Genomic DNA, 14,218 nt, shown 5'->3' with positions numbered 1-14,218 from the left:
CCTGCCGGACCGTCCGCCCCGGCCCCCCGATGCGGAGTGCGGCAAATCCAGATCCAACGTCATCTCGACGGACACGTTAGTTAGATGGCCCGGCGGATGCGCGAAGTTCTCGAACGTCGTGTGTCGCCTTCGTCGCACCGGCGTTTCCGCGCGGCGGCCGGGCACTCCCGGCCGCCGCGCGGACGCACGGTCAGCGGGCGGCCGCGTCCGCCGCCGCGATCGCCGCGCGGCCCGCCTCCAGCCGCGCCACCGGTACCCGGAACGGCGAGCAGGACACGTAGTCGAGCCCGACCTCGTGGCAGAAGTGCACCGAGTCGGGGTCGCCGCCGTGCTCCCCGCAGATCCCGAGCTTGAGGCCCGGACGGGCGCGCCGGCCCTCCTGCGCGGCGATCCGGACGAGCCGTCCGACCCCGTCTCGGTCGAGCGTCTCGAACGGGGACGCGCCGAAGATCCCGAGCTCCAGGTACCGGGAGAAGAACGCGGCCTCGACGTCGTCGCGGGAGAAGCCCCACGTCGTCTGGGTGAGGTCGTTCGTCCCGAACGAGAAGAACTCGGCGGCCTCGGCGATCTGCCCGGCGGTCAGCGCCGCCCGCGGCAGCTCGATCATGGTGCCGATCAGCGCGGGGACGTCCACGCCGGTCTCCGCGGCGACGGCGGCGAGGACCTCGCGGGCCTCGTCGCGGACGGCCTCCAGTTCCTGCACCGCGCCGACGAGCGGGATCATGATCTCCGGGCGCGGGTCGCCGTCCGCGCGCGCGCCGCGCCGCCGCGGCCTCGGCGATCGCGCGCACCTGCATGGAGAACAGGCCGGGAATCACCAAACCCAGCCGCACGCCCCGCAATCCCAACATAGGGTTCTGCTCGTGCAGTCGGTTGACCGCCTCGAGGAGGCGGCGGTCCCGGGGGTCCGCGCCGTCGCCGGCGAGCGCGACCTTCACCGACAGTTCGGTCAGGTCGGGGAGGAATTCGTGCAGCGGCGGGTCGATCAGCCGGATGGTGACCGGCTGCCCGTCCATGGCCTCGAAGATGCCCTCGAAGTCGCTGCGCTGCAGCGGCTCCAGGGCGTCGAGGGCCGTGCGCCGCTCGGCGTCGTCCGCGGCCAGGATCAGCTTCTCGACCAGCCGCCGCCGGTCGCCGAGGAACATGTGCTCGGTGCGGCAGAGCCCGATGCCCCGCGCCCCGAACCGGCGGGCGCGCGCCGAGTCCTCCGGGTTGTCGGCGTTCGCGCGGACGGCCAGCGCGGCGCGCCCGTCGGCGTGCCGCATGACCCGGTCGACGGCCTTGACGAGGTCGTCGCCGTCTTCGGCGGCCAGCTCGCCCTCGAAGTACCGGACGACCGGGGAGTCCTCGACCGGGACCTCGCCGAGGTACACGTCGCCGGACGACCCGTCGATCGAGATCACGTCGCCCTCGGTGACGGCCGTCCCGTCCGGCGCGGTGAACCGGCCCGCCTTGACGTCGACGTCGAGTTCCTCGGCGCCGCACACGCACGTCTTGCCCATGCCGCGGGCGACGACGGCCGCGTGCGAAGTCTTGCCGCCGCGGGACGTCAGGACGCCCCGCGCCGCCATCATCCCGGCGAGGTCGTCGGGGTTGGTCTCGCGGCGGACGAGGATGACGTCCTCGCCGCGTTCGGCCAGTTCCACCGCCCGCGCGGAGTTGAACACGACCTTGCCGACGGCGGCGCCCGGGGAGGCGTTCATGCCGCGGGTCAGCTTGGTGATGCCGTGGGCGGTGGAGGTGAAGCGCGGGAACATCAGCTGCGCGAGCTGGTCGCCCTTGACGCGGCGGGCGGCCTCGTCGGCGTCGATGAGCCCCTGGTCGAGCAGCTGGCAGGCGATGCGGAACGCGGCCGCGGCGGTCCGCTTGCCGACGCGGGTCTGCAGCATCCACAGCTTGCCGCTCTCGATGGTGAACTCGATGTCGCACATGTCGAGGTAGTGGTTCTCCAGCTTCTCCATGATCTGGAGCAACTGGTCGTAGGACGCCTTGTCGAGGCGCTCCAGCTCGGTCAGCGGCACCGTGTTCCGGATTCCGGCGACGACGTCCTCGCCCTGCGCGTTCTGCAGGTAGTCGCCGTAGATGCCCTGCTGGCCGGACGCGGGGTCGCGGGTGAACGCGACGCCCGTCCCGGAGTCCATGCCGAGGTTCCCGAAGACCATCGAGCAGATGTTCACCGCCGTGCCGAGGTCGACGGGGATGCGCTCCTGGCGGCGGTACAGGATCGCGCGGTCGGCGTTCCAGGAGTCGAACACGGCGCGGACGGCGAGGTCCATCTGCTCGCGGGGGTCGGTCGGGAAGTCCCGTCCGGCCTGCTCGCGGACGATCGTCTTGAACCGTCCGACGAGGTCCTTGAAGTCCTCGGCGGTGAGGTCGACGTCGTCCTTGGTGCCGCGGGCCCGCTTGGCGTCCTCGACGGCGTCCTCGAACAGCTCGCCGTCGATGCCGAGGACCGTGCCGCCGAACATCTGGACGAGCCGCCGGTAGGAGTCCCACGCGAACCGCTCGTCCCCGGCCTGGGCCGCGAGACCGTGCACCGACTCGTCGTTGAGGCCGACGTTGAGGACGGTCTCCATCATGCCCGGCATGCTGAACTTGGCGCCGGACCGGACGCTAACCAGCAGCGGGTCGTCGCTCTGCCCGAGCCGCTTGCCCATCGCGCGTTCGAGCTCGGCCAGGTGCCGGTCCACCTCGTCCTGGAGCCCGGCGGGCAGGCCCCCGTGCTCCAGGTAGTACCGGCACGCCTCCGTGGTGATCGTGAACCCGGGAGGAACGGGCAGTCCGAGGTTGGTCATCTCGGCCAGGTTGGCGCCCTTGCCGCCCAGCAGATCTTTGAGGTCCTTGTTGCCCTCGGTGAAGTCGTACACGAACTTCGCCACGGGGAGCTCCTTTTCGCTCCGGTTTCGGCCAGGGACAGTGCCGGTCCCGCTCGCCCGGAGGCGCGCGTCATCGCGTTCCCCCAGGCAGCGGCGGGTCCGCTGCCCTGTTTGCCGGGACTGTACCCGCGCCGCGAGGCTTCGCTCGGCGCCCCACCACCGGAGGGGCGTTCTCGCAGGTCAAACCCCGGATAGTGGTCTATTCCACTAGGACACTCCGGACATGCGTCACAGATTCCCCGGGCCGAACACGCCCGGGGGCACATTCGCGCCCGCCCATGGCGTAGCCACCGGACGCGAGAGGGAATGATGGAGGATCAAGGAGGTGAGGCTGTGAGGCCGAAGGTCGCCGGCGGCCGGGCGGGAGATCCGTTCGCCCCCATCGCCGATTACGGATTCCTGTCCGACTGCGAGACGACCGCGCTGGTAGCCCCCAGCGGCAACATCGAGTGGATGTGCCTGCCCAAGATGGACTCCCCGAGCGTCTTCGGGTCCATCCTGGACCGCGACGCCGGGTATTTCCGGGTCGGCCCGGCCGGGGTGGAGGTCCCCGCGGCGCAGCGCTACATCCCCGGCACCATGGTCATGGAGACGACCTGGTGGGTGCACGGTGGCTGGCTGGTGGTGACCGACGCGCTGCTCATGGGGCCCTGGCACCACGAGACGGAACGGTCCCACACGCACCGCCGCGCCCCCACGGACTACGACGCCGACCACGTGCTGCTGCGGATGGTGCGCTGCGTGAACGGCCAGGTCCAGGTCCGGCTCGACTGCATGCCGGTGTTCGACTACGGCCAGACGCCCGCCCGCTGGGAGCACACCGGCGCCGGATACCACGAGGCCGCCGCGCGCGGGAACGGCGTCGGGCTGCGGCTCACCACCGACATGAACGTCGGCTTCGAGGGGTCCCTCGCGACGGCCCGCACGCTCCTGAAGCAGGGCGAGTCACGGTTCGTCGCGCTCTCGTGGAGCGAGCACGCCGCTCCCGCCACCTACAAGGAGGCGCAGGAACGGCTCGTCTGGACCGTCCACCACTGGCAGCACTGGCTCGACCGGGGCCGGTTCCCGGACCACCCGTGGCGCGCCCACCTGCAGCGCAGCGCCCTCACCCTCAAGGGGCTGACGTTCGGGCCGTCCGGCGCGGTCGCGGCGGCGGCGACGACCTCGCTGCCCGAGACCCCCGGCGGCGACCGCAACTGGGACTACCGCTACACGTGGATCCGCGACTCCACGATGGCGCTGTGGGCGTTCTACACGCTCGGCTACGACTGGGAGGCCAACGACTTCTTCTACTTCATCACCGACGTCGCCGAGGCCGCCGAGGGCAAGCTGCAGATCATGTACGGGCTGGACGGCCGGGAGGAGCTGCCCGAGTCGACGCTCGATCATCTGACGGGCTACGACAACGCCCGTCCCGTGCGCATCGGCAACGAGGCGTACATGCAGGCCCAGCACGACGTCTGGGGCGCGATCATCGGGTCGGTCTACCTGTTCGTGCGCAAGCGCGACCGCCTCGACGACCGGCTGTGGAAGATCGTCGTGAAGCAGGTGGAGGACGCGCTCGCGAACTGGCGCACCCCCGACTGCGGCATGTGGGAGGTGCGGGGCGAACCCCAGCACTTCACCTCGTCCAAGGTCTTCTGCTGGGTGGCGGCCGAGCGCGGCGCCCGGCTGGCCCGCATCCGCGGCGACGCCGAACGCGCCCGCCGCTGGCAGGCCGCCGCCGACGAGATCCACGCGGACGTCCTCGCCAACGCGCTCGACGACCGCGGGGTCTTCACCGCCCACTACGGCGCGACGGCCCTCGACGCGTCCGCGCTGCTGATCCCGCTGCTCGGTTTCCTGCCCGCCGACGACAAGCGGGTCCGTGAGACCGTCCTGGCGATCGCCGACGAACTGTCCGAGGACGACCTCGTGCTGCGCTACCGCGCGGCCGAGACCGACGACGGGTTCGAGTCCGACGAGGGCACGTTCACGATCTGCTCGTTCTGGCTGGTGTCGACGCTCGTCCTGATCGGCGAGCTCGACCGCGCCCGGGCGCTGTGCGAGAAGCTGCTGTCGTACGCGAGCCCGCTGCAGCTCTACGCCGAGGAGATCGACCCGCACACGGGCCGCCACCTCGGCAACTTCCCGCAGGCGTTCACGCACCTGGCACTGATCAACGCGGTCATGCAGGTGATCCGGGCCGAGAACGACGAGGACCAGCCGCCACTGGCCTGACCTGTCGCCGTGGCCGGGCCCCGCCCCGGCCACGGCCGCAAACGGCCATCTTCGGCACCGGGTGCCGGAAACGCGCCGCCGCCAGTCCAAGATCATTAAGTTCGGCGATGTGACCATGCCACCGGACGCCCCCGGCGCCGACGACCACCACGCCTGGCCGCCACCGGGCGCCGTCCCCTTCTCGGACCTGCCCGAGATGAACGCCGCTCCCCCGGCTCCGACGGGAGCCGTCCCCTTCACCGACCCGCCCGGCACCGGCGCGATCCCCTTCTCCGACCTCCCGGAGGTGGACGCCGCGCCTCCCTTCGGCCGTCCGGGCACGGCCTTCCCGCAGGCGGGCTCCCTCCCGCCTCCGCCCGTGGCGCCCGCCCCGCGGCCGCCGGACGAGCCGCCGCGGACGAGCGGGCTCGCGGTCACCGCCCTGCTCACCGGCCTCTTCGGCCTGATCCCCCTCGCGCTCGGATTCGGCATCGCCGCGCTCGTCCACCGGCGGCGCAAGACCCGGAAGGGCAAGGGCTTCGCCATCGTGGGCATCGCCGCCTCGGCCGCCTGGTCCGTGGCCATCGGCATGCTCGTCCCCGCCGTCCTCGAATCGGTGTTCTCGGTCGAGCGCGACGAGTCGGGCGCGATCTCCAAGGGCGGCAAGGCCCTGTTCACGACCCTCCGCAAGGGCGACTGCTTCACCGGTTACAACCCCACCAAGCCGCTCCGGATCGTCGACGCGGTGCCGTGCGCCGAACCCCACACGGGCGAGATCGTCACGCGGTCGGCACTGCCCGACGGCCCCTACCCGGGCGACGATCGCACCGAGAACGCGACGCACGTCGTATGCGGAACCGAATCCGCCAGGCTCCGCAAGAGCCCCCTGTATCCGAACCTCAAGCCCTACTACGAGTGGCCGAAGTCGGCCGCCTGGAACGCGGGCAACCGGCAGATCACCTGCGCCCTGCACCACGACGGTGGCGCGATCGAGGGCCCACTGGCCGACTCGGTGAACACCAAGCTGTACACCTACGAGCAACTCAAGCGCGGACACTGCCTCAAGACCTGGGCGCGGGAGACACACCCGGTCATCTCACCGGTCTCCTGCAGAAAGCCGCATTTCGCCGAGGTCTTCGCCACGTACAAGATCAGCCCGAAGGTGGAGGACGACCCCCTCGAATACCCGCGGTATCCGGGCATGGACGCCCTCACTCCACAGGTGCTCGACAAGTGCGAAGCACGACTCGCCGCGATCTTCGCCCGCCCCCCGCGCGCCGGACTCGAACTCTTCGCGATACCGCCCTCCCCCAACGACTGGGAGAGCGGGATCCGGACGGCCGTGTGCATGCTCACCGCGAAGGGCCGGGACCTGAGAGGCTCGCTCGTCCCGAGGTGACGGGCGCCCCCGGCGATCACGGTTCGGCGACAGGTGCCGAAAGTGCACGGTTCGTTATGCAAGATCATTACATTCCTGCGCCGTGACCACGCCACCGAACGCCGACGACGTCGCCTCGAACCCCGCGCGGGAGTGGGCGCCGCCGGACGTCCCGCCCGCGGAACCGTCCGGCGTGCCCGGCGCCGCCGCGCCGGGAGCCCCGGCCCCGCCGCCGTCCGCAGACCCGCGCCGCACGGACCGGACGGCCGTCGCCGCGCTGGTCACCGGGCTCATCGGCCTCGCCCCGGTAGCGATCGCGTTCGCCGCCACCGCGCTCGTCCGGCTCCGGCGGGGCACGGAGAAGGGCCGGGCCCTCGCCTTCGGCGGCCTGGCCGCGTCCCTCGCCTGGACGATCGCGGGGACGCTCGCGGTGGTCCTCGTCGCGTCCGGCTCCACGCTCGAACGGGACGCGACGGGAACGATCACCGTCGGCGGCGAGGCCCCGTTCTCGGAACTGCGCGAAGGCGACTGCTTCACCGGGTACCGGTACGACTACGCCACGAAGATCGCCCGCCCCGGGCCGGTGCGGGCCGTTCCCTGCACCGAAGCCCACACCGGCGAGGTCATCGCGCGTGCCCCCCAGGCCTCCCCGGACGGGATCGACGCGGCGTTCACCCTGTGCAGGGGAAGGTCCACATATCTCCGCAAAAGCCGTGTGCGCACTCAACTCGAGCCGTACATCGGACTCCCGACGCCTCGGGAGGGAGACGTCATCTGCGCAATACATCGCGCGGGCGGCGAGCTCACCACTCCGTTGGTCGAAACGGTGGACACCTCTCTGAAGACGTACCAGGAACTGACCCCGGGAACGTGCGTCAGCAGGCTGACGACCGTCGACGACATCATCCCGACCGTGCCGTGCGGCGAACCTCACTGGTCCGAGGTGTTCGCCACCTACGAGATCTCCCTGGGCGGCACCTACGCTCCGGGCACCCTTCCGCCCCGTCCCGCCGACGAACTTCTTCGCCTTGGGACGGAACGCAGATGCATCGCGGAGGCCCGGAGGATCTTCAAAAGGGTTCCCCCGAAGGCGGGGGTGTCGATCGGCGCCAGGTGGCCGGCTCCGGAGGACTGGGAGATCGGCATACTGACCGTCGTCTGCTACCTGGGCGCCAATGGCCCGGGGCTCGAAGGCTCCCTGATGCCCGGGTGAGGTGTCCGGTACCGGTCATGTTTCGGCAGTAAGTGCCGAAACTGCGTGATTCGTTATGCAAGATCATTACGGTCCTGCGCCGTGACCATGCCACCGAACGCTGACGATCGCCTCCCGGACGCTCATCCCGAGACGCCCGCCTCGGACCCGGCGACCGTCTGGGCACAACCGGGCTCCGCCTCGACCGGGGACGCCCCGCCGGCAGCCTTCGCGGCACCCCCGGCGCACGCCGGGGGCGCGTTCCCGCCCCCGCCGCCCGGAGCCGTCCCGCCGGGGCCGTTCGGTGGCCCGATGCCCGGGCCACCGCCGCTCGCCGAGCCGTCGAAGACGAGCCCGCACTCGATCGTCGCGCTGGTCACCGGGCTTCTCGGACTCGTCCCCGTCGCGATCGGGTTCGGCATCGCCGGGCTCGTGCAGGCGCGACGCCGGACGCACCGGGGCCGGAACCTCGCGATCGGCGGCCTCGTCGCGGCGGGTCTGGAGCACGATCGGGATCGTCGCGGCGGGCGGCGCGGTCGTGTCGGAGTTCAGCGTCGAGCGGGACGCGTCGGGCGCGATCACGGACGGGGGCAGGGTCCACTTCGCGGCGCTGAAGAAGGGCGACTGCTACACCGGGTTCGCACCGGACGCCGAGGAGGTGATGCTCGTGGAGGCGGTGCCGTGCGACGAACCCCACCGGGGCGAGATCACCGCGCGCCTGCCGGTCGGGCCGGTCGAGGACTTCGGCTCCGGCACCATGTTCGAGCGGGCCGACCTGTACTGCCAGGGCGAGACCGAGTGGGTGAGCAAGAGCCGCTTCTACGCCGATCTCTACCCGTACGTGTACCTGCCCGAGCCAGGCGGCTTGACCTCGGCCGACGAGAACGGGGAGGTCGTCTGCGCCATGCATTACACCGCGTCCGGCACGCTCGACGTCCCGCTGGCCGACACGGTGGACGCCGACCGGCGGACCTACGGCGAGCTGACGATCGGCGACTGCCTCGCGGAGATCGAGGAGGACGGCGAGGAATCCCTGGTCACCGGGGCCGTGAAGCTCCTCCCCTGCAACGCCCCGCACCGGTACCAGGTGTACGCCGAGTTCGACATCCCCAAGAACGCGGCGGGCTCCGGCAAGGCCCCCTCACAGACGTTCCTCGACAAGCAGGGGGAGCAGCAGTGCGACAGGCGATTCGACGCGGCGCTCAGGAACGCGCCGCAGCTCGATTACGAGATCACGTGGATCGTCCCGACCGAATTCTCCTGGAGCATCAGCCGCGGCGTGGTGTGCTTCGTCGGCTTGATGGACGGCACCCCTCTGAAGAAGTCGATCGTCACGGGCTGACGGCATGAGCACCGACGACATGGAAACCCCTCCCCCGCAGACGTCCGAAGCCGCCCCGACCGTCTGGGCGCTGCCGGACGCCCCGCGCGCCGAAGACACCGGACCGCCCGTCTCCGTCCCGCCGCCGCCCGCCGCGGCCGCCTGGGGGCCTCCTCCCCCGCCCGCGCCGGGGCCCTTCGGGCCGCAACGGCCGCCGACGAGCCCGCTCGCGGTCACCGCCCTGGTCACGGGGCTGCTCGGGCTCGTCCCGGTCGCGATCGGGCTCGGCATCGCGGCGCTCGTCCAGGTGCGGCGCCGGGCGCACAAGGGACGGGGGCTCGCCATCGGCGGGCTGGCCGCCTCGCTCGTGTGGGGCGCGGTCATCGTCGTGGCGGCGACCGTCGCGGTGTCGACGTACTCCGTCGACCGGAACGCGTCCGGCCAGGTCACGGACGGAGGCAAGGTCCACATCGCGACGCTCCGCGAGGGCGACTGCTACACCGGTTTCGCGCCGGACGAGGTCCGGCTCGCGCTCGTGGAGGCGGTGCCCTGCACCGAGCCGCACCGGGGCGAGGTCATCGCCCGGATGGCGTTCGGCGCCTTCGGCCAGGACGAGAACGCGATCTGCCGGGACAGGAGCGCCTACCTCTCCAAGAGCCGCTATTTCGCCGACCTCAAGATGTACGTGCACGCGCCGGAGACCCTCGGTGAGGACGACCCGCACGTCGTGCGCGATGCACTACCTCGGCGCCGGGACGCTCGACACCCGGCTGGCGGACACCCTGGACGACGCGTTGAAGGAGAACATCTACCTAGGGGTCGGCGAGTGCGTCAAGGACCTCGACGGGGGATATGGCGGGTCCTGGATCGCCAGGTACGTGCGGACGGTGCCCTGCACCGAGCCGCACCTCTACCAGGTGTACGCGAACTTCGACGTCCCCTACCAGGACGGGGATCCCTCGATCATCCCCGACCAGGAGTACATCGACAAGGTGTCCAGGAACGGCTGCGACGACCGGTTCTGGGACGCGATCGACGAGGTGCCGGGCGTCGAGTACGAGATCGCTTACCTCCCGCCGAGCTCGCAGGCATGGAACTCCGACCGGGAGACGACCTGCCTCGTGGGCCTGCCGGGCGGCACGCGGCTGAAGAAGTCGATCGTCTCCGGGTAAGGACAGGAAGCCGCCGGATTTGGTTACGTTTCGGCGTCATACGACAGAAATGCGCCTCTTGTTATAGAAGATCATTATTGTCGCTCCGGTGACCACGCCACCAGACGCTGATAGCGTTGACGAATCCCCCGTACAGAGCACCCGCGAGACCGTCCACGAGGCCCTGGACGCCGGCGCTCCGGACGCCGCGGGGCCACCGCGCGCGAACCGGCTCGCGATCACCGCGCTCGTCACCGGCCTGCTCGGGATCGTCCCCGTCGCGATCGCGTTCGGCGTCGCCGCGCTCGTCCGGACGCGCAGAGGCCGGGGCCTCGCCATCGGCGGGCTGGCCGCGGCCCTCGCCTGGGCCATGGCCTGGACGGCCGTCGTCGTGCTGATCGTGACGGTCTCCCCCGCCGACAACAGCTCGTCCGATACCACTACGCAAGCGGAGAAAGTCCACCTCTCGACGTTGGAGGCGGGCGACTGCTACACCTGGTTCGGAAACGAAGTGCGGACCGCCCTCGTGGACGCACGTCCGTGCAACGCCTCGCACCGAGGGGAGGTCGTCGCACTGGTACCGGTCGGCGCGGCGGGGACGTCCGCAGAACCTGCGCCCTCACGCGAGACGGCCGAAGCCTTGTGCAGCGAGAAGGCGACACATCTTGCGACGAGCACCTTCTTTGAGGATCTCGACGTGTACGTCCACGTGTTGGAGCCGGGCTCGGAGAATGCCGGCAGCGTCTCCTGCTCGGTGCACTACACCGGCGCCGGGGTCCTCCAGTCGCCGCTCGCCGAGACGCTCGAGAAAGGTCGGACGTCGTACCGGGACCTGCGGATCGGCATGTGCGTCGAAAATCGGCCGGAAGACGACGTGCACAGGTGGCTTTTCGACTCGGTGAAGACCGCTCCCTGCACGGAACCGCATCTGTACCAGGTGTACGCGACCTTCGACGTCCCGTACCAGGACGGCGATCCCGACTGGATTCCCAGCGACGAGTACATCGCCGAGAAGTCGGGGAAGGGCTGTGAGGCACGGCTCTGGGACTCGATCAATGAAGTGCCGGGCCGCGAGTACGCCGTCGTCCCCCTCATGCCGACCTCTTCGAGCTGGGAGCGGCAGCGGGAGACCGTCTGCCTCGTCGGCCTACCGGGCGGCACGCCGCTGAAGAAGTCGATCGTGCGGAAGTAGGGACGGGGCGTGCCGCCGGGCCCTTCGCGGGCACCGGCGGCACGCGGGCCGTCAGACGACGGCGCCCGAGTCGCCCGACGAGCGGGGACGGGACGGGCGGGACTTCGTCTTCGCGTGCGGCGGCGGAGACTTGGCGTACCGTTCGAACACGACCGCCAGCGGCGTCCCGGTGAACACGCTGGAGTACGTGCCGACGACGATGCCGATCAGCAGCGCGATCGCGAAGTCGGTGAGCGAGTCGCCGCCGAGGACGGCGAGCGCCGCGAGGATGAACAGGGCGCCCATGCCGGTGTTGATGGTCCGCGGGATCGTCTGCAGGACGCCCTGGTTCGCGATCTCGGCGAACGGTTTCTTCGGGTTGGCGCCCCACAGTTCGCGCACGCGGTCGAACACGACGACGGAGTCGTTGACCGAGTATCCGATGACGGTGAGCAGGGCGGCGAGGAACACGCCGTCGATGGGTTTGCCGAGCCACGCGAAGACGCCGACGACGATCAGCACGTCGTGGAACATCGCGAGGACGGCACCGGCACCGAACGTCCAGCGGAACCTGATGGTCAGGTAGGCGAGCTGGACGAGCAGCGCGACACCGAGCGCGATCAGCGCCTTCTGCCGCAGCTCGTCCCCGAGGCTCGGTCCGATCAGCTCGTCGCGCTGCTTGGTGGCGCCGCCGCCCTCCTCCGCGAGCGACTTCTGGATCTTCTCGACGTCCTCGTTGGTGAGGTCGCTGGTGCGGACGGAGATGTCCTGGTCGCCCGACGTCTGGACGATCGCGCGGGGGAACCCGGCGTCGGAGACGGCCGAGCGCGCGACGTCGATGTCGACCGGCTTGGTCGTGGAGTACTCGACGATGCGGCCGCCGGTGAACTCGACGCCGAAGTTCAGGCCGCGGGTGGCGATGCCGGTGACGGCGAGGACGACGGCGAGTCCGGAGATCCCGAGCCAGAGCTTGCGGCGCTTCATCAGGTCGGGTCCGCTGTTCTCCAGCCAGCGGCGGATGCGGCCGGGTCCGCTGAGGCCGCCGGCGCGCGACTTCATCACCCGCGGCATCCAGGTGGCGGCGACTTCGGTCAGCACCCGGCTGAGCAGCATCGCGGAGATCAGCGAGGCGATGACGCCGATGCTGAGGGTGACACCGAAGCCCTTCACCGGGCCGGACGCGAGGAAGAACAGCAGCGCGGCGGCCAGCAGGGTCGTGATCTGGGAGTCGGCGATCGCCGACCACGCCTTGTCGAAGCCGGTCGCCAGGGCCAGCCGCGGAGGTCGCCCCGGGGCGGATGCCGCGTTCCTCTCTGGCCCGTTCGAACGCCAGGACGTTCGCGTCGATGGCCATGCCGATGGCGAGGACGAACCCGGCGAGGCCGGGGAGGGTGAGGGTCGCGCCGATGGCGACGAGCGCGGCGTAGGAGATCAGCGCGTACGCGCAGAGCGCGATGATCGACAGGAAGCCGGCGATGCGGTACACGGCGGTGATGAACAGGGCGGTCAGCGCGATGCCGATGATCGCGGCCCGGGCGCTGGCGTCGATGGCCTCCTCGCCCAGCGTCGGGCCGATCACCCGCTGCTCGATGATCTTGACGGGGACGGGCAGCGAGCCGCCCTGGATCAGCGCGGCAAGGTCCTTGGCCTCGTCGGGGGTGAAGTCGCCGGTGATCTGGGTGGATCCGCCGCTGATCCCGACCCCGCACGGGACGCTCTGCACGACGCCCGGGGAGGAGATGACGCGCCCGTCCAGGACGATCGCGGCGCGCCGCTCGTCGCCGGTCTTGCAGGCGGCCTCGGCGGTCATCTTCTGCCAGATGTCGTCGCCGTTCGCCCGGAAGTCCAGGGTGACGGCCCAGCCGCTGAGGTTCTGCGGGTCGTAGACGGCCTCGGCGCCGCCGATCTGGTCGCCGGTGAGCTTCGCCGGTCCGATGATGATCGGCTGGCCGCTCTCGTCGTTGATCCGCTGCTGGCCCTTCTGCAGTTCGCCGGTGGTCTGCGGCAGGACCGGGTGCACGGTGAGCTGGGCGGTGCGGCCGATGACCTCGGCGGCGCCGGACGGGTCCTGCACGTCGGCAGTTCGACGATCAGCCGCCGCTCGCCGGAGCGGGTGATCGACGATTCGGCGACGCCGAGGGCGTTGATCCGGCGCTGCAGGACCTCGCGGGCCCGGTCGGTGGACTCGCGGTCCGCCTTGACCTGCGGCGTGTCCTGCGCCTCAAGGACGATCTGCGTGCCGCCGCGCAGGTCGAGGCCGAGCCGGGCCGGTTCTTTCAGCGCGAAGTAGAGCGATGCGGCGAGCACGGCGAACGCCAGTACCTCTACCAATTGGGCTACGAGGGCAAAGAAATAATAACCGGCGCACCCGAGCGTGTCAGGGCGTCCAACGCCGCGAGGCGGTGAATCCGCGATATCAGGCGAGAAAGTCGCGCGGCGGAATTCCGGCCAGGTCCAGCGGAAGGTCGGTCCTGCGGTTGATCCGCAGTTTGCGGTAGACGCGGGTCAGGTGCTGCTCGACCGTGCTGGTGGTGACGTGCAGGCGCTTGGCGATCTGCCGGTTGGTCCAGCCCTCCGCGGCGAGCGCCGCGACCCGGCGTTCCGCGTCGCTCAACTCGGTGAACGGGTCGGCGCGGGCGTCGGCGCGCCGCCGGGTCCGGTCGCGGCGGCCGGACCCGGTCGCCGCCGATCCCGGCCGCGCCGCACTCGGCGGCCAGTTCCCCGGCCCGCCGGGCGAGTTCGCGGGCGCGGCGGGGCCGCTCGATCCGGTGGCACGCGGCGAGGTCGGCCAGGATCCGGGCCAGCTCCAGCCGGTCCCCGCCGCGTTCCGCCGTCCGCGCCGCCTCGCGGAGGGTGCGCGTCCGCTCGTCCGGGACGGCCGCCGCCAGCACGCGCAGCGCCCCGGCGCGAGGACGCGCGCGGCCGTCCGG

Annotated in this window: 10 protein-coding genes and 2 pseudogenes; 6 read left to right on the top strand and 6 right to left on the bottom strand. The window is 71.0% G+C overall.

All coding sequences use genetic code 11. The annotated features are described in order from the left end of the window. Positions 1-190: 190 nt before the first annotated feature. Positions 191-2,879, bottom strand: a pseudogene (gene ppdK / locus BJF79_RS04925) (pyruvate, phosphate dikinase). Between the two features lie 330 nt (positions 2,880-3,209). Between ppdK and BJF79_RS04920 the strand changes: the two are divergent. From BJF79_RS04920 to BJF79_RS04910, 3 genes are all read left to right on the top strand, one after another. Continuing rightward, positions 3,210-5,096: a glycoside hydrolase family 15 protein gene (locus BJF79_RS04920; protein ID WP_262401545.1), complete on the top strand. Its 1,887-nt coding sequence runs from the start codon at positions 3,210-3,212 to the stop codon at positions 5,094-5,096. Positions 5,097-5,211: 115 nt separating this feature from the next. Continuing rightward, positions 5,212-6,474, top strand: coding sequence for a DUF4190 domain-containing protein (locus tag BJF79_RS04915; RefSeq protein WP_075895220.1), 1,263 nt, complete (start codon positions 5,212-5,214; stop codon positions 6,472-6,474). 82 nt (positions 6,475-6,556) lie between these two features. Beyond that, on the top strand, positions 6,557-7,666 hold the full coding sequence (locus BJF79_RS04910) for a DUF4190 domain-containing protein (protein WP_075895219.1): 1,110 nt from the start codon (positions 6,557-6,559) through the stop codon (positions 7,664-7,666). A gap of 122 nt (positions 7,667-7,788) precedes the next feature. Here the strand turns inward: BJF79_RS04910 and BJF79_RS04905 are convergent, their stop codons facing one another. Then, positions 7,789-8,025 carry a hypothetical protein gene (locus tag BJF79_RS04905; RefSeq protein ID WP_075895218.1) on the bottom strand — a complete coding sequence of 79 codons (237 nt, stop codon included), beginning with the start codon at positions 8,023-8,025 and terminating at the stop codon, positions 7,789-7,791. A 158-nt stretch (positions 8,026-8,183) separates the two neighbouring features. Between BJF79_RS04905 and BJF79_RS04900 the strand changes: the two genes are divergently transcribed. From BJF79_RS04900 to BJF79_RS04890, 3 genes are all read left to right on the top strand, one after another. Then, on the top strand, positions 8,184-8,987 hold the full coding sequence (locus BJF79_RS04900; protein ID WP_075895217.1) for a hypothetical protein: 804 nt from the start codon (positions 8,184-8,186) through the stop codon (positions 8,985-8,987). A 686-nt stretch (positions 8,988-9,673) separates the two neighbouring features. Beyond that, positions 9,674-10,138 carry a hypothetical protein gene (locus BJF79_RS04895; protein ID WP_143219703.1) on the top strand — a complete coding sequence of 155 codons (465 nt, stop codon included), beginning with the start codon at positions 9,674-9,676 and terminating at the stop codon, positions 10,136-10,138. A gap of 88 nt (positions 10,139-10,226) precedes the next feature. Beyond that, entirely contained in the window at positions 10,227-11,309 is a 1,083-nt protein-coding gene (locus BJF79_RS04890; protein ID WP_075895215.1) for a DUF4190 domain-containing protein, read from the top strand. A gap of 51 nt (positions 11,310-11,360) precedes the next feature. On the opposite strand, the gene secF is transcribed toward BJF79_RS04890, so the two are convergent. The 4 genes and pseudogenes from secF to BJF79_RS52800 all read right to left on the bottom strand — a co-directional run. Next, positions 11,361-12,458 (bottom strand): protein translocase subunit SecF, encoded by a 1,098-nt coding sequence (gene secF / locus BJF79_RS65250; protein WP_316043266.1) that lies wholly within the window; start codon positions 12,456-12,458, stop codon positions 11,361-11,363. Positions 12,459-12,651: 193 nt separating this feature from the next. Next, positions 12,652-13,194 (bottom strand): annotated as a pseudogene (locus BJF79_RS65245) (SecDF P1 head subdomain-containing protein); the annotation flags it as partial. Continuing rightward, a complete protein-coding gene (locus tag BJF79_RS65240; RefSeq protein ID WP_316043270.1) occupies positions 13,095-13,595 on the bottom strand; it encodes a hypothetical protein in 501 nt (166 codons plus the stop codon). The gene BJF79_RS65240 and the pseudogene BJF79_RS65245, both read right to left, overlap by 100 nt. Positions 13,596-13,704: 109 nt before the next feature. Further along, on the bottom strand, positions 13,705-14,218 hold a 514-nt coding region (locus BJF79_RS52800), incomplete at its 5' end, for a helix-turn-helix domain-containing protein (RefSeq protein WP_143219702.1).

This window comes from Actinomadura sp. CNU-125 (genome assembly GCF_001942465.1).
GTDB lineage: Bacteria > Actinomycetota > Actinomycetes > Streptosporangiales > Streptosporangiaceae > Spirillospora.
This window is presented reverse-complemented; position numbering and strand designations above follow the sequence as displayed.

Bases quoted from the DNA above. Each gene is read 5' to 3' on its own strand.
- BJF79_RS04915 (WP_075895220.1), top strand. From the start codon at position 5,212: ATGCCACCGGACGCCCCCGGCGCCGACGACCACCACGCCTGGCCGCCA.